Annotated in this window: 19 protein-coding genes; 15 read left to right on the forward strand and 4 right to left on the reverse strand. The window is 72.6% G+C overall.

From position 1 onward, the window contains the following. The first annotated feature begins 246 nt into the window (after positions 1–246). Both KBB57_RS15280 and KBB57_RS15285 read left to right on the forward strand, forming a co-directional pair. Positions 247–987, forward strand: coding sequence for a glucose 1-dehydrogenase (locus KBB57_RS15280; protein ID WP_290751891.1), 741 nt, complete (start codon positions 247–249; stop codon positions 985–987). Between the two features lie 13 nt (positions 988–1,000). Continuing rightward, positions 1,001–1,996: a P1 family peptidase gene (locus tag KBB57_RS15285; RefSeq protein ID WP_290751893.1), complete on the forward strand. Its 996-nt coding sequence runs from the start codon at positions 1,001–1,003 to the stop codon at positions 1,994–1,996. An 869-nt stretch (positions 1,997–2,865) separates the two neighbouring features. Here KBB57_RS15285 and KBB57_RS15290 read toward each other — a convergent pair. Genes KBB57_RS15290 through KBB57_RS15300 form a run of 3 tightly spaced genes read right to left on the reverse strand, consistent with a single transcriptional unit; the run spans position 2,866 to position 7,957 of the window. Next, positions 2,866–6,144 carry an efflux RND transporter permease subunit gene (locus tag KBB57_RS15290; protein WP_290751895.1) on the reverse strand — a complete coding sequence of 1,093 codons (3,279 nt, stop codon included), beginning with the start codon at positions 6,142–6,144 and terminating at the stop codon, positions 2,866–2,868. Further along, a complete protein-coding gene (locus KBB57_RS15295; RefSeq protein ID WP_290751897.1) occupies positions 6,141–7,322 on the reverse strand; it encodes an efflux RND transporter periplasmic adaptor subunit in 1,182 nt (393 codons plus the stop codon). The genes KBB57_RS15290 and KBB57_RS15295 overlap by 4 nt, the downstream gene beginning before the upstream one ends. A gap of 8 nt (positions 7,323–7,330) precedes the next feature. Beyond that, positions 7,331–7,957 (reverse strand): TetR/AcrR family transcriptional regulator, encoded by a 627-nt coding sequence (locus KBB57_RS15300; RefSeq protein ID WP_290751899.1) that lies wholly within the window; start codon positions 7,955–7,957, stop codon positions 7,331–7,333. 162 nt (positions 7,958–8,119) lie between these two features. On the opposite strand from KBB57_RS15300, the gene KBB57_RS15305 reads away from it, so the two are divergent. The 13 genes from KBB57_RS15305 (at position 8,120) to KBB57_RS15365 (ending at position 21,238) form a co-directional block, all read left to right on the forward strand. Further along, a complete protein-coding gene (locus tag KBB57_RS15305) occupies positions 8,120–8,848 on the forward strand; it encodes an intradiol ring-cleavage dioxygenase (protein ID WP_290751901.1) in 729 nt (242 codons plus the stop codon). Between the two features lie 97 nt (positions 8,849–8,945). After that, the gene (locus KBB57_RS15310) at positions 8,946–9,896 is read left to right on the forward strand and encodes a sugar-binding transcriptional regulator (RefSeq protein WP_290751904.1); all 951 of its coding nucleotides are present in this window, start codon (positions 8,946–8,948) and stop codon (positions 9,894–9,896) included. Between the two features lie 126 nt (positions 9,897–10,022). Further along, positions 10,023–11,330: a sugar ABC transporter substrate-binding protein gene (locus KBB57_RS15315; protein WP_290751907.1), complete on the forward strand. Its 1,308-nt coding sequence runs from the start codon at positions 10,023–10,025 to the stop codon at positions 11,328–11,330. A gap of 117 nt (positions 11,331–11,447) precedes the next feature. Beyond that, positions 11,448–12,317, forward strand: coding sequence for a carbohydrate ABC transporter permease (locus tag KBB57_RS15320; RefSeq protein WP_290751910.1), 870 nt, complete (start codon positions 11,448–11,450; stop codon positions 12,315–12,317). Between the two features lie 10 nt (positions 12,318–12,327). Further along, complete coding sequence (locus KBB57_RS15325) at positions 12,328–13,152, forward strand: carbohydrate ABC transporter permease (RefSeq protein ID WP_290751913.1); 825 nt, start codon at positions 12,328–12,330, stop codon at positions 13,150–13,152. A gap of 12 nt (positions 13,153–13,164) precedes the next feature. Beyond that, positions 13,165–14,175: an ABC transporter ATP-binding protein gene (locus KBB57_RS15330; RefSeq protein ID WP_290751915.1), complete on the forward strand. Its 1,011-nt coding sequence runs from the start codon at positions 13,165–13,167 to the stop codon at positions 14,173–14,175. 19 nt (positions 14,176–14,194) lie between these two features. Then, positions 14,195–14,965, forward strand: coding sequence for an L-iditol 2-dehydrogenase (locus KBB57_RS15335; protein WP_290751916.1), 771 nt, complete (start codon positions 14,195–14,197; stop codon positions 14,963–14,965). Positions 14,966–15,009: 44 nt separating this feature from the next. Next, positions 15,010–15,798, forward strand: coding sequence for an SDR family oxidoreductase (locus KBB57_RS15340; protein ID WP_290751918.1), 789 nt, complete (start codon positions 15,010–15,012; stop codon positions 15,796–15,798). 12 nt (positions 15,799–15,810) lie between these two features. Then, positions 15,811–17,295, forward strand: coding sequence for a mannitol dehydrogenase family protein (locus KBB57_RS15345; RefSeq protein ID WP_290751920.1), 1,485 nt, complete (start codon positions 15,811–15,813; stop codon positions 17,293–17,295). Between the two features lie 24 nt (positions 17,296–17,319). Continuing rightward, a complete protein-coding gene (locus KBB57_RS15350) occupies positions 17,320–18,000 on the forward strand; it encodes an HAD family phosphatase (RefSeq protein ID WP_290751922.1) in 681 nt (226 codons plus the stop codon). A gap of 265 nt (positions 18,001–18,265) precedes the next feature. After that, positions 18,266–19,837 carry an FGGY-family carbohydrate kinase gene (locus tag KBB57_RS15355; RefSeq protein ID WP_290751925.1) on the forward strand — a complete coding sequence of 524 codons (1,572 nt, stop codon included), beginning with the start codon at positions 18,266–18,268 and terminating at the stop codon, positions 19,835–19,837. 282 nt (positions 19,838–20,119) lie between these two features. Beyond that, positions 20,120–20,380 (forward strand): EF-hand domain-containing protein, encoded by a 261-nt coding sequence (locus KBB57_RS15360; RefSeq protein ID WP_290751928.1) that lies wholly within the window; start codon positions 20,120–20,122, stop codon positions 20,378–20,380. A 66-nt stretch (positions 20,381–20,446) separates the two neighbouring features. Continuing rightward, positions 20,447–21,238, forward strand: coding sequence for an inositol monophosphatase family protein (locus KBB57_RS15365; protein WP_290751930.1), 792 nt, complete (start codon positions 20,447–20,449; stop codon positions 21,236–21,238). On the opposite strand, the gene KBB57_RS15370 is transcribed toward KBB57_RS15365, so the two are convergent. Next, entirely contained in the window at positions 21,213–22,022 is an 810-nt protein-coding gene (locus tag KBB57_RS15370) for a folate-binding protein (RefSeq protein WP_290751933.1), read from the reverse strand. The two genes, KBB57_RS15365 and KBB57_RS15370, sit on opposite strands and share 26 nt — an antisense overlap. Between the last annotated feature and the right edge of the window lie 485 nt (positions 22,023–22,507).

Consider the following 22,507-nt stretch of genomic DNA (forward strand, 5'->3'; position numbering starts at 1 on the left):
TCGGCCGCGCGGCGGCCGCGGATCTCCGGCGGACTGACCCGGCTCATGATCTCCTCGGCCGCGGCGCCTTTGTCGTGGCCGACCGCGGTGCTGCCGATGAAGCCGTCGAGCGCGGCGGCGATCGGCGAGCCGACGCCGCTCTGCGCAAAGGCGCGCATGACCCGGCGTCCGAGGGGCCGCGTCGCTTGCATTCCGCCGGGGCGGCCCGCAATCTCGCCGGGCGCGTTTCGGATCGGGAGGCGGCTCGTGCGGCTGGAAGGCAGGACCGCGCTGGTGACGGGCGGCGCCTCGGGGTTCGGGGCGGGGATCGCGCGGGCGTTCCGCGCCGAGGGCGCGGCGGTGATGATCGCCGACGTCAACGCCGAGGCGGTCGAGGCGATGGCCTGCGTGCTGGACGCGCAGTTCGTGGTGGCCGACGTTTCGGACGGCGACAGCGTCGGGCACATGATCTCGACGGCGCTCGGCGCGCTCGGGCCGCTCGACATCCTGGTGAACAACGCCGGGGTGACCCACCTGCCGACGCCGCTCGAGGACGTCGCCGAGGACGAGTTCGACCGGGTGCTGCGGGTGAACGCCAAGTCGGTCTACCTGACGGCCCGCCGGGTGGTGCCGGAGATGAAGGCGCGGGGGCGGGGGGCGATCCTCAACATCGCCTCGACGGCGGGGCTGAGCCCGCGGCCGCGGCTCAGCTGGTACAACGCCTCGAAGGGCTGGATGATCACCGCCACCAAGGCGATGGCGGTGGAGCTCGCGCCCTTCGGGCTGCGGGTCAACGCGCTCTGCCCGGTGGCGGGCGAGACGCCGCTCCTCAAGAGCTTCCTCGGCGAGGACACCCCGGAGATGCGGGCGAAGTTCCTCGCGACGATCCCGCTCGGCCGGTTCTCGACGCCGCAGGATCTCGGCCACGCGGCGGCGTTCCTGTGCTCGGACGAGGCCTCGATGCTGACCGGCGTGGCGCTCGAGGTCGACGGCGGGCGGTGCATCTGAGGCGATGGTCCCCATGGTCCCGGGCCCGCGCAACCTGATCACCGACGTGGCCCCGCTGCGGGTGGGCAACGCCGCCGAGGCGCGGCTGAAGTCCGGGGCGACGGTGCTGACGGCGGATCGGCCGTTCACCGCGGCCGTCCACGTGATGGGCGGCGCGCCGGGGACGCGGGAGACCGACCTGCTCGCGCCGGGGCTGCTGGTCGAGGCGGTCGACGCGATCGTGCTCGCCGGCGGCTCGGCCTTCGGGCTCGACGCGGGCTCCGGCGTGGCGGACGCGCTGGCCGCGGCGGGGCGCGGCTATCCGGCCGGGGGGCATCGGGTGCCGATCGTGCCGGCGGCGATCCTCTTCGACCTTGCGAACGGCGGCGACAAGGCCTGGGCGGTCAACCCCTATCGCGGCCTCGGGGCCGCGGCGCTGGCCGCCGCGGCGGAGGATTTCGCGCTCGGCTCCGTCGGGGCGGGGACGGGGGCGATGACGGCGCGCCTCAAGGGCGGGCTCGGCTCGGCGTCGCTGCGGCTCGCGACCGGCGAGACGGTGGGGGCGCTCGTCGCGGTCAACGCCATGGGCGAGGCGGTGGTGCCGGGCGGGCGGGAGTTCTGGGCGGGGGTCTTCGAGATCGGCGACGAGTTCGGCGGGCTCGGGCCTGCGGGCCGGCGCGTCGCGCCGGGGATGCCGCCGGGCAAGCCGGGCCCGGGCTTCCACGCCGGCAACACCACGATCGCCATCGTCGCGACCGACGCCGGGCTCGACAAGGCGGCGGCGCGGCGGATGGCCGAGGCGGCGCAGGACGGCATCGCCCGGGCGCTGGTGCCGTCGCACTCGATCAGCGACGGCGACCTCGTCTTCGCCGTGGCGACGGGCGCCCCCGGCGAGGTCCATCCCCGCCGCCGCGCCGAGCTCGGCCACGCCGCCGCGCTGTGCCTCGCCCGGGCGATCGCCCGCGGCGTCCACGCGGCGACCCCGGCCCCGGGCGACCTGCTGCCGTGCTGGAGCGCGATGGCCGGCTGAGGGCGGACGGGCGAGCCGGCCGCGAGCCGAGGCTGTTCACGCGTGAAAATTGCGTAAGCCATTGATTCTACGTAGGGGTAAATGGGAGATTACCCGCGTGACCAGACTGCACGACAGGAGCCGGTCGCCGCCCGAGGCCGCGTCGCTCCCCCCGACCGAAGCGGGCTCTGCCCGCGAGGCTGCGGCGCGACAAGCGAAAGCATTGCTTTCGCCGCGCCGACGGCTGGAGCGCGTTGGCGCGTAAGCCGTAGGGGGTCCAGATTTTTCCGTCGCGCGCAATCCGTCCGTGAGCGCCCCGGCGAGCGCGGAATCGCGCTCGCCCCCCGAGGGGCGATCGCGGACGGATTTGCCACGGGTCAAATCCGTCTGGCGGCGCCGTCCCGCACTCTCCCGACCGGGGTTTCTCTCCACTGTCGTGCAGTCTGGCGCGTGACCACATTGCACGACGCCTGCCCTGCCGGATCCACGCGGCCCCGAGCGACCGAAGCGGGCTTGCCCGCGAGGCCCGGCGCGACAAGCGAAAGCACGGCTTTCGCCGCGCCGACGGCTGGAGCGCGGTTGCGCGCGGAAGCCGTCAGGGGTGAAGATTTCTCCGGAAGCGCGCAATCCGTCCGTGATCGCCCCGGCGAGCGCGGCAACGCGCTCGCCCCCCGCAGGGGCGATCGCGGACGGATTTGCCGCGGGTCAAATCCGTCTGGCGTCGGCGTCGCGACCTGGTTCCGGGCGGGCTTCGGCTTCACCGTCGCGCAGGGGGTCACGAGGCCCGCGTGACGCGGGCTGGACCCTTGCCGGCTCTGACCGCCCGCGAGGCATCGGCGCGACGGGCGAAAGCGCCGCCTTCGCCGCGCCGGCGGCCGGCGTGGTCGGCGTCAGGCCACGTGCAGGCCGCTGCGGCCGCCGGGGGGCGGGTTCTCCAGGCGGTCGATGCGCTGGCGCAGGGCGTCGATCTCGCTCTCGCTGGCGGTGAGCGCGGCGGCGACCTCCTCGGGCGACCGCGTCTCCGGATCGGGCTCCTTGCGGCCGACGAAGCGGCCGAAGACCCGGGCGAGCAGCCGCTGCAGGTCGTCCATGATCAGGAAGAACGACGGCACCACCACGAGGCTGAGCAGCGTCGAGACGATGATGCCGCCGATCACCGCGATCGCCATCGGGGCGCGGAAGGCGCCGCCCTCGCCGACGCCGAGCGCCGAGGGCAGCATCCCCGCCGACATGGCGATAGAGGTCATCACGATGGGGCGCGCCCGCTTGTGGCCGGCCTCGATCAGCGCGGTCACCCGGTCCATGCCCTGCGCCCGCATCTCGATGGCGAAGTCGACGAGCAGGATGGCGTTCTTCGTCACGATGCCCATCAGCATCAGGAAGCCGATCAGCACCGGCATCGAGATGGCGTTGCCGGTCACGATCAGCGCCGCCGCCACGCCGCCGAGCGCCAGCGGCAGCGAGAACAGGATGGTGAAGGGCTGGATCACGCTGTGGAACAAGAGGATCAGCACCGTCAGCACCAGCATCAGGCCCATGACCATCGCGTTGCCGAAGGATTGCTGCATCTCGGCCTGGATCTCGGCGTCGCCCGCCTCGGCGATGCGCACGCCGGGGGGGAGCTCGACCGCGCGGGTCAGCTCGTTGAACCGCGCCGAGGCGGTGCCGAGCGCGACGCCGGGAGGCAGGTTCGCGCCGATGGTGGCGAGGCGCTGGCGGTTCAGCCGCTCGATGCTGTTCGGGCCCTCGGCGACCACCACGTCGGCCACCGCGTTGAGCGGCACGGTCGCGCCGGAGGCGGTGGTGACCTTCAGCGCCGCGATGCGGCCGATGTCGGTGCGGACGTCCTCGGAGAGCTGCACCCGCACCGGGATCAGCCGGTCGTCGACCGAGACCTTGGCGAGCGCCGCGTCGATGTCGCCGATGGTGGCGACCCGCACCGTCTCGGCGATCTGCCGGGTGGTCACCCCGAGCCGGGCCGCCTCGGCGAGGCGGGGAGTGACCTGGATCTCCGGGCGGGGCAGGGCGCCCTCGGAGGCGACGTCGGCGAGGAGCGGATCGCCGCGCAGCGCCGCCTCGAGCCGGCCGACCGCCTCGGCGAGGCTCGCCTCGTCGGAGGAGAGCACGCTGAAGGAGAGGTCGCGCTCGCCGCGGTCGTTGAGCTTGAAGGCGCGGATGTCGGGCACCGTGGCGAGCTTGTCGAAGATCTCCGCCTCGATCTGGCTCTGCGGGCGCAGGCGGCCGTGCGGCGCGATCTCGGGCACGAGGGCGCCGAGGACGGGAATGTCGCGCAGGCCGGAGGCGAGCTTGCGCAGGATCGAGTGGTCGAGCTTCTCGAGGAGCGCGGTGACCGAGGCGCGGCGCACGTCGAGGTCGCCGGTCGGCGAGGCGCCGCCGAGGACGAAGACGCTGTCGACCCCCTCGACGCCGCCGACGAGCTCGCGCACCCGGTCGACGGCGACCTCGGTCTCGGCGAGCGTCGCGCCGGGCGGCAGCTCGACGCTGATCGGGATGCGCGAGACGTCCTCCGGCGGGATGAAGCTGCCCGGGATGCGCAGCATGAAGAACAGCGACACCGCGAGGACGCCGATGGCGGCGAGGAGCGTCAGGTAGCGCGCCCGGAGCGTGGTGCGCACCAGCCAGAGGTAGGCGCGCATGAACGGCCCGTCCTTCGGCTCGCCATGGTCGGCGGCGTCGCTGTCGCGCATCAGGTAGGCCGCCATCATCGGCGTGATGAGGCGCGCGACCAGCAGCGAGAAGATCACCGCGATGGCGACGGTGAGGCCGAACTGGCGGAAGTACTGGCCGGGGATGCCGGGCATGAACGACACGGGGACGAACACCGCGACGATGGTCATCGTCGTGGCGATGACGGCGAGGCCGATCTCGTCGGCCGCCTCGACCGCGGCGCGGTAGGGGGTCTTGCCCATGCGGATATGGCGCGAGATGTTCTCGATCTCGACGATGGCGTCGTCGACGAGGATGCCGGTGGCGAGCGTGATGGCGAGGAAGCTCACGAGGTTGAGCGAGAACCCGAGCAGGTCCATCAGCCAGAAGGTCGGGATCGCCGAGAGCGGCAGCGCCACCGCGGTGATCAGCGTCGCCCGCCAGTTGCGCAGGAAGAGGAGCACGACGAGCACGGCGAGGAGCGCGCCCTCGAAGAGCGTGTGCAGCGCCGCCTCGTAGTTGCCGTAGGTGTAGAACACCGTGTCGTCGGCGAGCGTGATCGACACCTCGGGATGCGCGGCGCGCAGGTCGGCGAGCGTCGCGTTGACCGTCTCGGCGACGGAGACCTCGCTCGCGCCCTTGGCGCGGAAGACCGCGAAGGTGACCACAGGCTTGCCGTCGACGCGGACGAAGGAGCGCGGCTCCTCGTAGGTGTCGATCACCTCGCCGAGGTCGCCGAGCCGGACGAAGCGGCCCGAGGGCAGCGCGATGGTCGTGTCCGCGAGGCTGTCGGCGGAGGCGGCGTCGCCGAGGGCGCGGATCGCCTGCTCCTGGCCGCCGACCTTGCCGCGGCCGGCGCCGAGGTTGGCGTTGGTCTCGCGGAGCTGGGCGTTCACCATCGCCGCGGTGATGCCGTAGCTGTCGAGCCGGGCCGGGTCTAGCTCGATGCGGATCTCGCGGTCGGCGCCGCCGTAGCGGTCGATCCGGCCGATGCCGGGCCTGCCCTGCAGCGCCCGCGAGATGGTGTCGTCGACGAACCACGACAGCTCCTCGATCGACATGTCGGGCGAGGAGACCGCGAAGGTGAGGATCGCCTGGCCCTCGACGTCGATGCGGGTGACCGTCGGCGCCTCGATGTCGCCGGGCAGGTCGCCGACGATCTGGTCGATGGCGTCCTTGACGTCCTGCACCGCCTGGTCGGTCGGGACCTCCATGCGGAACTCGATCAGCGTCTGCGACATGCCGTCGCTGATCGTGGAGTTGACGTTCTTGACGCCGGCGATGCCGGCGACGGCGTCCTCGATCTCCTTGGTGACCTGGGTCTCCAGCTCGGCGGGCGCCGCGCCCTCCTGCGCGACGGTGACGGCGACGAGCGGCACGTCGATGTTGGGGAAGCGGGTGATCGGCAGCGTGTTGAAGCTCTGCCAGCCGAGGAGCAGCAGCATCGCGAAGGCGAGGAGGGGCGCGATCGGCTTGCGGATCGCCCAGGCGGAGAAGTTCACGGCCGCGCCTCCGCCGTGGGCGCGGCCGTCGCGGCGGCCGGCACCGGGTTGATCCGGTCGCCGGGCCGCACGAAGGCCCCGGCCTTGGTCACCACCACGTCGCCGGCGGCGAGGCCGTCGACCACCTCGACGAGGCCGCCGTCGCGGATGCCCGTGACGATCCGGGCGCTCTCGAGCACGTCGCCCGTGACGCGCAGCACCGCGCCGTCGTTCACCGCCGAGATCGGCACGGCGAGCGCCTCGGCCTCGCGGACGCGGATCTCGGCGTCCGCGAACATGCCGGAGCGGACGCGGGCGGAATCGTCGATGGCGATGCGGACGCGGCCGAGGCGCGAGGTCTCGTTCACCGTCGGCTCGACGAGGCGGATCTCGCCGCCGACTGGCCCGGCGAGGCCGACGATGCCGAGCTGCGCCTTCTGGCCGGGGGCGAGCTTCAGCAGGTCCTGCTCGGCGACGTCGGCGCGGAGCTCGAGCGCGCCGTCGCGCACGATGGCGAAGAGCGGCTCGCCGGCCATGCTGGCGATGGCGCCGATGGTGGCGTCGCGCTCGGTGACCCGGCCGGCGACCGGCGCCGCGACGGCGGTGCGGCGGAGCTGGAGGTCGATGTCGGCGAGCTGGGCGTCGACGAGGCGGAGCTGGGCGCGGGCCGCGTTCAGCCCCTGCGCCGCGGCGTTCATCCGCGCCGCCGCCGCCGCCGCGGTCGAGCGGGCGGTGTCGGCGGCCGCGCCCGAGGCGGCGCCGCGGGCGGCGAGGCTGACCGCGCGGTCGCGGTCGCGCAGCGCCTCGTCGCGCAGCGCCTCGGCCTCGGCGAGCTGCGCCTCGCCTTGCGCGATCGTCGCCTCGGCGGTGGCGCGGCTCGCCTCGAGCTGGCTGTGCTGGAGCTGGAGCGCCGCGTCGGAGAGCCGGGCCATCACCTGGCCGGCCTCGACCCAGTCGCCGACCTCGACCTCGATCGACTCGATGGCCTGGCCCTCGATCTGCGGGGAGACCAGCACCTGCTCGACGGGGCCGATCATGCCGGAGCCGCGCACGCGGTCGACGAGGTGGGCGGTCGCGACCGTGGAGACGGTGATCGCGGGCGCGCCGGCCTCGGCGAGGGCGGGGGCGGCGTCGTCGCTCGCCCGGGCGGCCGGGGCGAGCGCGAGGAGGAGGAGCGCGGGGAGAAGGATCAGGCGCATGCGCGTTCTCAGGATGCGGCGGCCGCTTCGGCCGGCCGGCCGGCGAGGAGGACCTCGGACAGGATGAAGGAGATGGTGCGCTCGACCAGCGCGACCATCTCGTCGTTGGCGCCCGGCGCCCGGCGCGCGCCGCAGCGCAGCGACACGCTCTGCACGAGCATCAGCACCAGCCCGGCATGGGCGCCGAACCGGGCGGCCGCCGCGGCCTCGCTCAGTCCGCCGATGCGGGCGAAGACCGCGACGAGGCTGCGCACGATCTCGTCCTCGACGCGGTCGAGGAGGGCGGCGAACTCGGGCCTGCGGGTGGCCGCCGCCTCGATCTCGGCCCACATCGCCGCGTCGCAGACGTCGCCGCAGGCGATGCGCTCGGCGACGGTGGCGCGGAAGGTGGCGAGCGGGTCGGGCGAGCGCAGGATGGCGCGGAACTTGGCCCGCACCTCGTCGAGCTCGCGCTCGACCATCGCCTCGATGATCGCGCTCTTCGACGGGAAGTAGCGGTAGAAGTTGCCCGCGCTCATGCCGGCGGCGCGCGCGAGGTCCTGCATCGACGCCCCGTCGAAGCCCTTGCTGGCGAAGATCGCCTTGACGCTGTCGAGTATCCCCAGCGCCCGCGGATCGCTCCCTGCCTCTTCCAAACCCCGTCCCCCGCGCCGCCGCGCGAGCCGCGCGCGACTCGGCCCCTATACACGAGAATGAACGTTCATTCACGCGAAGAATTAACCTTTGCCCGGGCCGCGCCGGCCCGCGTCGCGCGATCGTGAGGCCGCGAACGCCCGCGAGCGGGGCAGGGTAGGGGAATGACCCGCGACGACCCTCCCGCCCGGCCGTTCCGCCGCCGCCTCCTCGCCGCCCTCGCGCTCGCCCCCGCGGCCCCCTGGGCCGCCCTGGCCGCGCCCGCCGGTCCCTGGGCCGCGGCGCGGGCGGCGCGCGCGCCCGGGCTGATCGCCGCGGAGGTCTGCCGGGCGACGCCGGAGCTGACCGAGGGGCCGTTCTACCTCGACCCGCGCCTCGACCGCGCCGACGTGACCGAGGGCCTGCCCGGCCTGCCGGTCGAGCTCGCCCTGCAGGTGGTCGACGCCGACTGCGCGCCCATCCCCGGCGCCCGGGTCGAGATCTGGCAATGCGACGCGCTCGGGGCCTATTCGGGCGTCGGCCAGCGCCCGGGGACCACCTTCCTGCGCGGCGCGCAGCCCGCCGGCGCCGACGGGGTGGCGCGGTTCCGCACGCTCTATCCCGGCTGGTATCCCGGACGGGCCCCGCACATCCACTTCAAGGCGCGGCTCGACGGCGGCCGCGTGCTGACCAGCCAGCTCTTCTTCCCCGACGCGCTGAGCCGCCGGGTCTACGCCGAGGTCGCGCCCTACGACGGCCGCGGCGGCCGGCCGACCACCTTCAACGCCAACGACCGCATCGCCGCCGCCGGCGGCTCCGCCACCCTCGCCGACGTCGAGATGCGCCGCGACGGGATCGCCGCCGCGCTGGTGGTGGGCGTCGATCCGCGCGCGCGCCGCTCGCGATCCGGATAGGTCGCGTCGCGCGACGCACGGCGACCCCCGGAGCGATGCGCTTGCGTTTCGCGGGCGTTTGTTCATTCTGCGGGCGAATGACCGAAGGGGCGACCTCATGTCGCGAGCCCGCGCCGCCACCGACCGCCTCGACGACGCCGCCCGCGCCGGCTGGCTCTACTACATCGCCGGGCGGACCCAGGACGAGGTGGCGGCGCAGATGGGCATCTCGCGCCAGGCGGCGCAGCGGCTGGTGTCCCTCGCCGTCGAGGCGCGCCTCGTCAAGGTCTGGATGGACCACCCGATCGCCCGCTGCCTCGAGCTCGGCGCGCGGCTGCGCGAGCGCTACGGGTTGCGCGGGGCCGAGGTGGTCCCCACCGACCCGGACGACGCCGCCGGCCTCGCCGGCATCGGCGAGGCCGGCGCCGCGGAGATGATGCGCTGGCTCGGCCGGCCGGATCCGCTGGTGGTCGGCATCGGCAGCGGGCGGACGCTGAAGTCGGTGGTCGAGCACCTGCCGCCGATCTCCTGCCCGCAGCACCGCGTCGTGTCGCTCACCGGGAGCATCGGCCCCGACGGATCGGCCGCGTACTACAACGTGGTGTTCTCCATGGCGGAAGCGGTGACGGCGCGGCGCTTTCCCCTGCCGCTTCCGGTGTTTCTCGCCTCCGAGGAGGAGCGGGCGGTCATGCACGGACTGGCGCTGATCCGCTCGACGCTCGAGCTCGCCGCGGCGGCCGACGTCGCCTTCATCGGGGTCGGCGAGATGGACGACGCGGCGCCGCTCTTCGTCGACGGCTTCCTCGGCCGCGAGGACCTCTACGCGCTGAAGGCGGCGGGGGCGGAGGGCGAGATCTGCGGCTGGGCCTTCGACGGGGAAGGGCGGCTCCTCACCGACGGGGTCAACCGCCGGGTGGCCAGCGCTCCGATCCCGCCGCGCGACCGCGCCACCGTCTTCGCGATCGCCAAGGGACCCCGCAAGATCGCGCCGCTGCGCGCCGCGCTGCGCGGCGGCCTCGCCAACGCCGTCGTCACGGACGAGGCCACGGCGGAGGCCCTGCTCGCATGAGCGATTTTCCGGACGCCCGCGACGCGGACCGCGTTAAGGATCTGCTTGACAGACTCGCCGCCGTGCATGAGTAATTGCCCACAACGATAGCAAATGCCCATGAAGGGCAGACCAACCGGAGGAATCATGAGAACGATCACCCTACTTCTGGGGGCGGCGTCCGTCCTCGGGCTCGCCGTGGCGGCGCAGGCGCAGACGATCACGATCGCGACGGTCAACAACGGCGACATGATCCGGATGCAGGGCCTGACCTCGGCGTTCACCGAGGCGCATCCGGACATCACGGTGAACTGGGTCACGCTCGAGGAGAACATCCTGCGCGAGCGGGTGACCACCGACATCGCCACCGGCGGCGGCCAGTACGACATCCTGACCATCGGCAACTACGAGGTGCCGATCTGGGGCAAGCAGGGCTGGCTGGTGCCGCTCGAGTTCGACGCCGCCTACGACGTCGACGACATGCTGCCGGCGATCCGTGGCGGCCTGACCGTCGACGGCAAGCTCTTCGCCGCGCCGTTCTACGGCGAGAGCGCCTTCCTGATGTATCGCACCGACCTCTTCGAGGCGGCCGGGCTCACCATGCCCGCGGACCCGACCTGGGAGTTCATCGGCGAGGCGGCGCGCAAGATCACCGACCGCTCGACGGGCGTCAACGGCATCTGCCTGCGCGGCAAGGCCGGCTGGGGCGAGAACATGGCGCTGATCAGCTCGATGGCGAACTCCTTCGGCGCGAGCTGGTTCGACGAGCAGTGGAAGCCGCAGTTCGACAGCCCCGAGTGGAAGGACGCGCTGCAGTTCTACGCCGACCTGATGAAGGACGCAGGCCCGCAGGGCGCCTCGTCCAACGGCTTCAACGAGAACCTGACGCTCTTCCAGCAGGGCAAGTGCGGCATGTGGATCGACGCCACCTCCGCCGGCTCGTTCGTGTCCGATCCCAAGCAGTCGACCGTCGCCGACAAGGTCGCCTACACGATCTACCCGCACAAGGACGGCGTCGACAACCACGGCAACTGGCTGTGGTCGTGGAACCTCGCGATCCCGACCAGCTCGAAGAACGCCGAGGCGGCCAAGACCTTCATCCAGTGGGCGACCGACAAGGCCTATACCGAGCTCGTCGCCTCGAAGGAGGGCTGGGCGAACGTGCCCCCGGGCACCCGCACCTCGCTCTACGAGAACCAGAACTACCTCGACGCGGCGGGCTTCGCCGACGAGGCCAAGGCGGCGATGGACGCGGCCGACATCACCAAGCCGACGGTGAAGCCGGTGCCCTATATCGGCGGCCAGTTCGTCGCGATCCCGGAGTTCCAGTCGATCGGCACCAATGTCGGCCAGCTGTTCTCCGCGGTCCTCGCCGGCCAGTCGAGCGTCGACGACGCGCTCGCGCAGGCGCAGTCGGTGACCGAGCGCGAGATGCGGCGCGCCGGCTACAAGTAAGGCGCCCTTCCTCCCGGCGCCTCTGCCGCCCGGCCGGTCCCGCACCGGTCCGGGCGGCCCCTTCCCGACCTCGCAAGAGCCGCCGTTCCCGAGCGGCCGACCCCAGGGGGAGACGTCATGGCCACCCGACAGACCGAAGGCATCGCGCGCCTGATGCGCCTGCCCGCGATCGTCCTTCTGCTGATCTGGATGATCGTGCCGCTCACGATGACGGTGTATTTCTCGTTCCGCTACTACAACCTGCTCAATCCCGCCGCCGGCGGCTGGGCCGGGTTCGAGAACTACCAGTACTTCCTGACCGACCCGGCCTTCTGGCAGGCGATCCGCAACACGCTCGCCATCGTCGTCGGCGTGCTGGCGATCACCGTCTGCCTCGGGATCGCCATCGCGATCCTGATCGACCAGCCGATCTTCGGGCAGGGGGTGGTGCGCATCCTCGTCATCTCCCCGTTCTTCGTCATGCCGCCCGTCGCGGCGCTGGTGTGGAAGAACATGATCCTCCACCCCGGCTACGGCGTCACCGCCGACATCGCCCGCTTCCTCGGGCTGCAACCGGTCGACTGGTTCGCCTCCTATCCGCTCGCCTCGATCATCGTCATCGTCGCCTGGCAATGGCTGCCCTTCGCGACGCTGATCCTGCTCACCTCGCTGCAATCGCTCGACGGCGAGCAGAAGGAGGCGGCCGAGATGGACGGCGCCGGGATCTGGAGCCGCTTCTGGCACCTGACGCTGCCGCACATGGCCCGCGCCATCACCATCGTGGTGCTGATCCAGACGATCTTCCTGCTCGGGGTCTACGCCGAGATCCTCGTCACCACCAACGGCGGCCCGGGCTACGCCTCGACCAACCTGCCGTTCCTGATCTACCGCGCGGCGCGTCTCTCGAACGACGTCGGCGGCGCGGCGGCGGGCGGCATCGTCGCGGTCGTGCTCGCCAACATCGTCGCGATCTTCCTGATGCGCGCCGTCGGCAAGAACCTGGACTGAGGAGAGCGACATGGCCCGCGCCGTCCCCACCCGCACCCGCGTCGGCTACACGATCGCCGCCTGGGTCGTGGCCCTGATCATCTTCTTCCCGATCCTCTACACGATCATCACCTCGCTCCGGACGGAGCAGGAGGCGATCAGCGGCTTCACGCTCTTCCCGTCCTTCACGCTGGAGGCCTACCACGCCGTCCAGACCCAGCAGAACTACTTCAAGCCGTTCATGAACTCGGTGATCATCGCCGTCGGATCCACGGTTCTCGGCCTGATCGTCGGCATCCCCGCCGCCTGGGCGATGGCCTTCTCGCCGACGAAGCGGACCAAGGACGTGCTGATGTGGATGCTCTCCACCAAGATGATGCCGGCGGCGGCGGTGCTGGTGCCGATCTACCTGCTCTTCATCTGGATGGGGCTCCTCGACACCCATATCGGCATCACCATCGTGCTGATGCTGATCAACCTGCCGATCATCATCTGGATGCTCTACACCTACTTCCGCGAGATCCCCGGCGAGATCCTCGAGGCGGCGCGCATGGACGGCGCCACGCTCTGGGGCGAGATCTGGAACGTGCTGACGCCGATGGCGGTGCCGGGCATCGCCTCGACGCTGCTCCTCAACATCATCCTCGCCTGGAACGAGTCGTTCTGGACGATCCTGCTCACCACCACCAACGCAGCGCCGCTGACCGCCTTCATCGCGAGCTTCTCCAGCCCGCAGGGCCTCTTCTGGGCCAAGCTCTCGGCGGCCTCGGTGATGGCGATCGCTCCCATCCTCATCATGGGCTGGTTCAGCCAGAAGCAGCTCGTCCGCGGCCTGACCTTCGGCGCCGTGAAGTAAGGGAACAGACCCATGGGCAACATCCAGCTCCGCGACGTCAACAAGTCCTTCGGCGCCACCGTCATCATCCCGAAGCTCGACCTCGACATCGAGGACGGCGAGTTCGTGGTCTTCGTCGGCCCCTCCGGCTGCGGCAAGTCGACGCTCCTGCGCCTGATCGCCGGGCTCGAGGACACCACCTCCGGCAAGATCATGATCGACGGCCGCGACGTGACCAACGAGGCCCCGGCCAAGCGCCAGCTCGCCATGGTCTTCCAGTCCTACGCCCTCTATCCGCACATGACGGTCGGCAAGAACATCGCCTTCCCGCTCAAGATGGCCGGCGAGGACCAGGCGACCATCGACAAGAAGGTGGCCAACGCCGCCCGCATCCTGAACCTCACCAACTACCTGGAGCGCCGCCCCGGCCAGCTCTCCGGCGGCCAGCGCCAGCGCGTGGCGATCGGCCGCGCCATCGTGCGCCAGCCGGCGGCCTTCCTCTTCGACGAGCCGCTCTCCAACCTCGACGCCGCGCTCCGCGGCACGATGCGGCTCGAGATCTCCGAGCTGCACCAGTCGCTCGGCAAGACGATGATCTACGTCACCCACGACCAGGTCGAGGCGATGACGATGGCCGACAAGATCGTCGTCCTCAACGCCGGCAACATCGAGCAGGTGGGCAGCCCCCTCGAGCTCTACCGCCGTCCGAAGAACCTCTTCGTCGCCGGCTTCATCGGCTCGCCGACGATGAACTTCGTCACCGGCCCCGAGGCGACGACCCGCTACGCCTGCAAGACGATCGGCGTGCGCCCCGAGCACATCGCCGTCTCGCGCCAGCCCGTCGAGGGCGTCTGGAAGGGCAAGGTCGGCGTCGCCGAGCATCTGGGCGCCGACACCTTCGTCCATGTCCACACCGAGGGCCTCGGCACCCTCAACGTCCGCGCCTCCGGCGAGGTCCCGGTCCATCACGGCGACGAGGTCTGGCTGACGCCCGACCCCTCGAAGATCCACCGCTTCGACGCGAACGGCCTCGCGATCTACTGAAATCACGGGACAGAACACCATGAGACTGCAAGGCAAGTCCGCGCTCATCACCGGCGCCGCGCGCGGCATCGGCGCCGCCTTCGCCAAGGCCTACGTCGCCGAGGGCGCGACCGTGGCGATCGGCGACGTCGCGCTGGAGCGCGCCGAGGCCACCGCCGCCGAGATCGGCCCCGCGGCCTACGCGGTGAAGCTCGACGTCACCAGCCAGGCCTCCATCGACGCGGCCATCGCCGCGGTGGCGGAGCGCGCCGGCGGCCTCGACATCCTCGTCAACAATGCCGCGCTCTTCGACGCCGACAACATCGCCGACATCACCCGCCAGAGCTACGACAGGCTCTTCTCGGTCAACGTCGCCGGCACGCTCTTCACCATGCAGGCGGCGGCCCGGCAGATGATCAGGCAGGGCAGGGGCGGCAAGATCATCAACATGGCCTCGCAAGCCGGCCGCCGCGGCGAGAGCCTCGTCGCCGTCTACTGCGCCACCAAGGCCGCGGTGATCTCGCTGACCCAGTCGGCGGGCCTGAACCTGATCCAGCACGGCATCAACGTGAACGCCATCGCGCCCGGCGTCGTCGACGGCGAGCACTGGGAGCATGTCGATTCCATGTTCGCCAAGCTCGAGGGCAAGAAGCCCGGCCAGAAGAAGGCCGAGGTCGCCGCCGGCGTCCCCGCCGGCCGCTTCGCCACGCCCGAGGACCTGACCGGCATGGCGGTGTTCCTGGCGTCGAAGGAGGCCGACTACATCCTCGCCCAGACCTACAACGTCGATGGCGGCCAATGGATGAGCTGACCGGCGCCGCCCGACCGTCCCGCCGCCACGGAGCCAGCTGACCCATGGATCTCGACCTCTCCGGCAAGCTCGCGGTGGTGACCGGCGGCAGCGTCGGCATCGGCCTCGGCGTCGCGCGCGCCTTCGCCCGCGAGGGCGCGCGCGTGCTCATCGCCGCCCGCGACGGCGCCCGCGCCACGGCCGCCGCCGCCGACCTGACGCGCGAGAGCGGCGTCGACGTCGTCGGCCACGCCTGCGACGTGGCGACGGCCGAGGGCTGCGCCGGCCTCGTCGAGGCCGCCCGCGCGCTCGGCGGCGCCGACATCCTCGTCAACAACGCCGGCACCGGCTCGAACGAGACGATCATGGAGGCGCCGGACGACAAGTGGCAGGCCTACTGGGAGCTGCACGTCATGGCCGCCGTCCGCCTCGCCCGCGGCCTCGTGCCGCAGATGGAGGCGAAGGGCGGCGGCGCCATCCTCAACAACGCCTCGATCTGCGCCGTGCAGCCGCTCTGGTACGAGCCGATCTACAATGTGACGAAATCGGCGCTGCTGATGCTTTCCAAGAACATGGCGACCGAGTTCATCCCGAAGGGCATCCGCGTCAACACCGTCAACCCCGGGCTGATCCTCACCCCGGACTGGGTCAAGACGGCGAAGCAGCTCTCGGCCGGCACGGGCGGCGACTGGGAGGGCTACCTCCAGTCCGTCGCCGACGAGCACGCGCCGATCCGCCGCTTCGGCACGGTCGAGGAGCTCGCCGACTTCATGGTGTTCCTCTGCTCCCCCCGCGCGTCCTACGCGGTCGGCTCCACCTTCCACGTCGACGGCGGCATGCTCCGCACCATCTGAGGAGGCCCATCCATGGCGACCACCACCCGCGCGACGCCCCTCTCGCTCGACAATCTGCCGAAGCTCGACCGCGTGGCCCGCCCCGCCTATGCCCGCGCCGACCTGTCGCCCGGCATCCTGCATTTCGGCGTCGGCAACTTCCACCGCGCCCATCTCCAAGTCTATCTCGACCGGCTGATGAACGAGGGGAAGGACCGCGACTGGGCCATCGTCGGCGCCGGCGTCACCCCCTACGACGTCAAGATGCGCGACGCGCTGATGGGCCAGGACCTGCTCTCGACCGTGGTCGAGCAGTCGGCGGCCGTCTCGGCCGCGCGCGTCACCGGGGTGATGACCGACTTCCTGCCGCCGATGGACGGCGGCGCCATCGTCGCGGCGCTCGCCGATCCGGCGACCCGCATCGTCTCGCTGACCGTCACCGAGGGCGGCTACTTCGTGAACCCGGCGACCGGAAAGTTCGACCCGGCGAACCCCGCCATCGTCGCCGACGCGAAGAGCCCGCGCGACCCGAAGACGGTGTTCGGCTTGATCCTCGCCGGCCTCGCCGCGCGCCGCGCCGCCGGGCGCGGGCCGTTCACGGTGATGTCCTGCGACAACGTGCCGCATAACGGCAACGTCTGCCGCGAAGCCGTCGCCGGCCTCGCCGCCGCGCAGGACCCGGCCTTCGCCGACTGGGTCCGCGCCGAGGTCGCCTTCCCGAACGCCATGGTCGACCGCATCGCCCCGGCGACCTCCGACCGCGAGCGCGCGATCACCCGCGACGAGTTCGGCGTCGAGGACGCCTGGCCGGTGTTCTGCGAGGACTTCCTGCAATGGGTGGTCGAGGACAGCTTCACCGCCGGCCGCCCCGCCTTCGAGGCGGCGGGGGCCGAGTTCGTCTCCGACGTCACCCCGTGGGAGATGATGAAGATCCGCATCCTCAACGGCGGCCACGCCATCATCGCCTATGCCGCCGGGCTGATGGACGTGCATTTCGTCCACGAGGGCATGGAGCACCCGCTGGTCCGCGCCTTCCTGCAGAAGGTGGAGAAGGACGAGATCATCCCGATCGTGCCGCCGGTGCCGGGGACCGACCTCCACGCCTATTTCGCCAAGGTCGAGGAGCGCTGCCTCAACCCCAAGATCGGCGACACCATCCGCCGCCTCTGCCTCGACGGCTCGAACCGGCAGCCGAAGTTCATCATCCCCTCGATCCTCGACCGCCTCGACCGCGGCCTGCCCGTCGAGGGCCTGGCGCTCGAGAGCGCGCTCTGGGCGCGCTACTGCGAGGGCACGACCGAGGGCGGCAAGACGATCGAGCCAAACGATCCGAGCTGGGACCGCCTGCAGGAGCGCGCCCGCGCCGCCCGCGACAACCCGGCGGCCTGGCTCGAGATGCGCGACATCTACGGCCGCGCGGCGGACGCGCCGGAGTTCGTCGAGCCCTTCGGCCGCTGGCTGCGCGCCCTCTGGTCCGACGGCGCCGCCGCCACGCTGCAGCGCTACCTCGCCGGCTGAGGCCGGCGGGGGACGGGGGCCCGCATGGCGACGCGGATGGCGGCGCGGACGACCACGGGCCTCGTCGTCTTCGACTGCGACGGGGTCCTCGTCGACAGCGAGCCGATCGCCTTCCGCCTGCTGCTCGAGACCCTCGCCAGCGCCGGGCTGACGATCACCCACGAGGAGGCGGACGCCCGCTTCCTCGGCCGCAGCCTCGCCTCGACCCGGGCGATCCTCGCCTCCGACTTCGGCGTCGAGCTGACCGACGCCGCGCTCGCCGACATGCGCGCCCGGCTCTACGCCGCCTTCCGCGCCGAGCTGAGGCCGATCCCCCACATCGCCGAGGCGCTCGACCGCCTGCCCTGCGGCTTCTGCGTCGCCTCCTCGTCGCAGCCGGAGCGGATCGAGCTCTCGCTGACCGTGACCGGCCTCTGGCCCCGCTTCGCCGGCCGGGCCTTCTCCGCCACCATGGTCGCGCACGGCAAGCCGGCGCCCGACCTCTTCTTGCACGCGGCCGCCGCCCTCGGCTACGCTCCCTCGGCCTGCTGGGTGGTCGAGGACAGCCCCGCGGGCATCCGCGCGGCGCAGGCCGCCGGGATGCGGGTGGCGGCGTTCACCGGGGGGAGCCATGCGTCGACCGAGGAGCACCGCGCCCGCGTGGCCGCGCTCCGCCCCGACGCGATCCTCGCCGACATGCGCGACCTCCCCGCCCTCGTCGCCTGAGCGATCCGGATCATTCAGTAAATTCAATGAGTTGACCTACCTAACACGTGTGTTAGCCTCCCGGCCGGTCCCGGACGCTCACGCCCGCCCGGAGCGGTTCCGCCCGGCTGCGCCGGCCGGACCCGGGCGCCGCGTCGGCGTCCCGCCAGCCCGGCCGTCGCGCTCGCGGCGCGCTGCCGCGTCGCGCGGGCTTCGCCGTCTCCCCGCCCCGAGGGCAGGCGATCCGTCCGGCCGCGTCCCGGCCCCGCGCGCGACGGCCCCCTGAATGCCGCTCGTCGCCGCCATCGACGTCGGCACGGCCAGCGCGCGGGCCGGGGTGCTCGACGCCGCGGGGCGGCTCCTCGGCCGCGCCGAGGCGCCGCTCGACATCCACCGCAGCGCCGACGGCCATGCCGAGCACGCCTCCGAGCAGGTCTGGGCCGCCGCCGCCGCGGCGCTGCGCGCCGCCCGGGCCGAGGCGGGGGCGCGCGCCGAGGACGTCGCCGGCCTCGCCTTCGACGCCACCTGCTCGCTCGTGCTGCGCGACCGCGCCGGCCGCCCGCTCGGCGTCTCGACGACCGGCGACGATTCCCGCGACACCATCCTCTGGCACGACCACCGCGCCGTCGCCGAGGCGGCGGAGGCCTCGCGCCTCGACCACCGCGTCGTGACCCGCTCCGGCGGGACGCTGTCGCCGGAGATGCAGATCCCGAAGCTCATGTGGCTGAAGCGCCGCCTGCCGGGCGCCTGGGCCCGCGCCGGCCTCGCCTTCGACCTCGCCGACTTCCTGTCCTGGCGCGCCACCGGCGCCACCGCCCGCTCCCGCTGCACCCTCGCCAGCAAGTGGGGCTTCCTCGCCGACGAGCCCGCGGGCTGGCCGCAGGACTTCCTCGACGCGGTCGGCCTCGACGACCTGCGCGCCCGCACCGGCCAGCCGGAGACGGCCACCGCGGTCGGCGCCGACCTCGGGCCGCTCACGCCGGACGCGGCCCGCGACCTCGGCCTGACCCCCGCCACCCGCGTCGCCGCCGGGCTGATCGACGCCCATGCCGGCGCGCTCGGCCTCCTCGGGGGCCTCGCGCCGGCCGAGGCCGGGCGCCGGGTCGCGCTCATCGCCGGCACCTCCTCCTGCCTGATGGGCTTCGGCCCCACGCCCCGGCCGCTCCCCGGCGTCTGGGGGCCCTATCTCGACGTGGCGCTCCCCGGCCTCTGGATGCGCGAGGCGGGCCAGTCCGCCTCGGGGGCGCTCCTCGACCACGTGCTGGCGCTCCGCGGCCTCGAGCCCGGCCGCGAGACCCACGCCCGCGTCATCGCCCGGGTCCGCGAGCTCCGCGCCGCCACGCCCGACCTCGCCCCCCGCCTGCACGTCCTGCCCGACTTCCACGGCCGCCGCGGCCCGGACCCGGACCCGCAGGCGCTCGGCGCCGTCGCCGGCCTGCCGCTCGACGCCTCCTTCGACGCGCTCGCCCGGCTCTACTGGCGCGCCTGCGTCGGCATCGCCCTCGGCCTCGCCGCCGTCCTCGACCATCTCGTCGCCCACGGCCAGGGAGCGGACGTCGTCCACGTCGCCGGCGGCCATATCCGCAACCCGCTGCTGATGGAGCTCTACGCCGACGCCACCGGCCGGCGCATCGTCGAATCCGCCGCGCCCGACGCGACCCTCCTCGGCACGGCGATGGCCGCCGCCACGGCCGCCGGCCTCCACGCCGGCCTCGCCGCCGCCGGCGCGGCGATGGCGCGCGACGGCGCGGTCCGCGACCCCGACCCGGCGGCCGCCCCCCGCATCGCCCGCGACCGCGCCGCCCTCGCCGCCCTCGCCGCCGCGCAGGCCGGCCTCGACGCCCTCGCGGCGCCGTAGGGCGCGGCCCTCCCGCCGGCCGCCGGAGCGCAAGGGGCCATTGCGCCTTTCCGCCGGCGCGCCGCGGTCCTACACTGCGCCCCGCAGCGACCTGTCAAAGGAGACCCCGATGTGACAGCTCGTACCGCCACCCCTGCCACCCCTGCCTCCGCAAGCGACGCCCGTCGAGGCGCAGGCGGGGGCGAGCGCCCAACCCCATCGCATCGCCCGGGACGAGCGAACGCGCGGCGCCGCCGCGCCCCGCCGCCCGCCGGTGATCGCCCAGCGAACAGGAGCGAACCCATGCGCGCCCTTCTCCTCGCCGCCATCCTCGCGGCCACCACGCTCGCCGTCCCCGCCGAGGCGCGGCCGACGAACATGGCGGCGCTCCGCAGCGCGGCTTACAGCCCGGACGGGCTCACCTTCACCCGCGCCCGCCAGCTGATCCCCGGCCTGCAGCGCGTCACCTTCGACAAGGCCGACTTCAACCACGACGGCGTGATCGACGCCTCGGAGTTCCCGACCTTCCAGGCGGTCGTCAACGCGATGTTCCGCTCCCGCTGAGTCGCCCCCCTTCCTGCCGCGCCCGCGCCCCGCTATAGGGCGCGGGCCGGAGCGGGAGGGCAGGGTATGGCGCAGGCGTCCGCCAACGTGAACGTAATGATCAAGGCGGCCCGCAAGGCCGCCCGGTCGCTCCTGCGCGACTTCGGCGAGGTGGAGAACCTCCAGGTCTCCTCCAAGGGACCTGGCGACTTCGTCAGCCGCGCCGACACCCGCGCCGAGCAGCTGATCCGCGAGGAGCTGACCGAGGCGCGGCCGAACTACGGCTGGGTCGGCGAGGAGAGCGCCGAGGTGAAGGGCGCCGACCCGACCCGGCGCTGGATCGTCGATCCGCTCGACGGCACCACCAACTTCCTGCACGGGATGCCGCACTGGTCGATCTCGATCGCGCTCGAGCACAAGCGCGAGATCGTCGCCGCGGTGGTCTACGATCCGGCCAAGGACGAGATGTTCGTCGCCGAGAAGGGCGCCGGCGCCTACGTGAACGACCGCCGCCTGCGCGTCTCGGGGCGCAAGGACATGCTGGAGATGATCTTCGCCACCGGCATCCCCTTCGGCGCCCGCACCGACCTGCCGCCGGCCCTGCGCGAGATCGCCGCGGTCGCGAGCGTCTCGGCCGGGGTGCGGCGCATGGGCTCGGCGGCGCTCGACCTCGCCTATGTGGCGGCGGGGCGGGTCGACGGGTTCTGGGAGCGCGGCCTCAACGTCTGGGACCTCGCCGCGGGCGTGCTGCTCGTGCGCGAGGCGGGCGGCCTGACCGGCCCGCTCGCCGAGGGCGGCGACCCGCTGGCCGGCGGCGGCGTGGTCGCCGGCAACGCCAACGTCTTCGAGCCGCTCACGAAGCTCCTTCGGGCAGCGTGACGACCGCATCCCCGGCGCGCATCTCGCCGCCGGCCCGGTCGAGGCGCAGATAGGCGAGGCCCTCGCCCCCGGCGGTGGTGTAGAGCGTCCCCGCGGGCTTGCCCCCCGCGGCGATCTCCGTTCCCGGCGGCGGCGGGTCGCCCGCCACCGCGACGCGGACGAGGCCCTTGCGCAGCTCGGTCTTGTGCTTCATCCGCGCCGTGACCTCCTGCCCGACATAGCAGCCCTTGCGGAAGTCGACGCCGTTCAGCCGCTCGAAGCCCATCTCGAGGATGTAGCTGTCGTCCGGGACCAGCTCGACCCCGCTCTCCGGCACGCCGAGCGCCACCCGCCGCGCCGCGATCTCCGCCGGATCGAGCGGCGCCATCCCGGCCACGAACGCGGCCGCGTCGGCAACGTAGGCCCGCCAGCCCATCGCCGCCGCGCGCGGGTCGGCGACGACGAGCCCGCCCGCGGGCAGGGGCCCGAGCCCGACGGCGACCTCCAGCCCGGCCGGCGCGATCGTCACCTTCGCCCGCAGCCGGTACATCGCCAGCCGCTGCGCCAGCGCTGCGGCGCGCGCGGCCGCGACGTCGAGGATCACGTCGTCGCCGTCGGCTATGAGGAAGAAGTCGAAGAGGTACTTGCCCTGCGGCGTCAGCAGCGCCGCGTAGACGGCGCCTTCCGCCAGCCGGCGCACGTCGTTCGAGACCAGCCCCTGCAGGAAGTCGCGCGCCTCCGGCCCGCCGACCCTGAGCGTCGCCCGGTCGGTCGCCGCCATTCCCCGTGTGACTGTCTCGGTCATGGTCCGGGCTTAGCACGGCCGGGCGGCGACGGCGAGGGCAGGCGGAGGCTTGGTCCACGCCGTCCCGAACGGGCTGTCCACGCCTGGCAATTGGCTAAGAGGTTGATTTCATGTAATTGTTAGCGGAACGTCGCCGGAGGGTTCGCGCTACACGACGGAGGCTGCAAGGGCCGACCAACGGCGCCGTCTCGCCTCGCGACGGCTCCCGCAGGTTGACATGCGCATGTCAACCTGCTCGGGGCGGAGCGGCCGGGGCGGAGAAGGCGCCAGTTCGAAGTGAGTCGAACGGCGCCGCGAAATGCGGCGCTGATGACTGTGCAGTGATTTTCACCGTTTATATTCAAAATGTTTGCGAAAAATATTTCGAATTATAGGGTCAGGACTCATTGCTCAAGTAAAACAGGACGGTTGCCGCGAGGCATATCGCAGAGAAGAAGGTGTGGGCGCAGCGGTCGTATCGGGTCGCGATGCGGCGCCAATCCTTC

The organism is Amaricoccus sp., from assembly GCF_017993425.1.
GTDB lineage: Bacteria > Pseudomonadota > Alphaproteobacteria > Rhodobacterales > Rhodobacteraceae > Amaricoccus.

Excerpts from the sequence above, each read along its gene's own strand:
- KBB57_RS15285 (WP_290751893.1), top strand. The coding sequence starts at position 1,001 with ATGGTCCCGGGCCCGCGCAACCTGATCACCGACGTGGCCCCGCTGCGG.
- KBB57_RS15295 (WP_290751897.1), bottom strand. The coding sequence starts at position 7,322 with ATGCGCCTGATCCTTCTCCCCGCGCTCCTCCTCCTCGCGCTCGCCCCG.
- KBB57_RS15305 (WP_290751901.1), top strand. The coding sequence starts at position 8,120 with ATGACCCGCGACGACCCTCCCGCCCGGCCGTTCCGCCGCCGCCTCCTC.
- KBB57_RS15310 (WP_290751904.1), top strand. The coding sequence starts at position 8,946 with ATGTCGCGAGCCCGCGCCGCCACCGACCGCCTCGACGACGCCGCCCGC.
- KBB57_RS15315 (WP_290751907.1), top strand. The coding sequence starts at position 10,023 with ATGAGAACGATCACCCTACTTCTGGGGGCGGCGTCCGTCCTCGGGCTC.
- KBB57_RS15320 (WP_290751910.1), top strand. The coding sequence starts at position 11,448 with ATGGCCACCCGACAGACCGAAGGCATCGCGCGCCTGATGCGCCTGCCC.
- KBB57_RS15325 (WP_290751913.1), top strand. The coding sequence starts at position 12,328 with ATGGCCCGCGCCGTCCCCACCCGCACCCGCGTCGGCTACACGATCGCC.
- KBB57_RS15330 (WP_290751915.1), top strand. The coding sequence starts at position 13,165 with ATGGGCAACATCCAGCTCCGCGACGTCAACAAGTCCTTCGGCGCCACC.
- KBB57_RS15335 (WP_290751916.1), top strand. The coding sequence starts at position 14,195 with ATGAGACTGCAAGGCAAGTCCGCGCTCATCACCGGCGCCGCGCGCGGC.
- KBB57_RS15340 (WP_290751918.1), top strand. The coding sequence starts at position 15,010 with ATGGATCTCGACCTCTCCGGCAAGCTCGCGGTGGTGACCGGCGGCAGC.
- KBB57_RS15345 (WP_290751920.1), top strand. The coding sequence starts at position 15,811 with ATGGCGACCACCACCCGCGCGACGCCCCTCTCGCTCGACAATCTGCCG.
- KBB57_RS15350 (WP_290751922.1), top strand. The coding sequence starts at position 17,320 with ATGGCGACGCGGATGGCGGCGCGGACGACCACGGGCCTCGTCGTCTTC.
- KBB57_RS15355 (WP_290751925.1), top strand. The coding sequence starts at position 18,266 with ATGCCGCTCGTCGCCGCCATCGACGTCGGCACGGCCAGCGCGCGGGCC.
- KBB57_RS15360 (WP_290751928.1), top strand. The coding sequence starts at position 20,120 with ATGCGCGCCCTTCTCCTCGCCGCCATCCTCGCGGCCACCACGCTCGCC.
- KBB57_RS15365 (WP_290751930.1), top strand. The coding sequence starts at position 20,447 with ATGGCGCAGGCGTCCGCCAACGTGAACGTAATGATCAAGGCGGCCCGC.
- KBB57_RS15370 (WP_290751933.1), bottom strand. The coding sequence starts at position 22,022 with ATGACCGAGACAGTCACACGGGGAATGGCGGCGACCGACCGGGCGACG.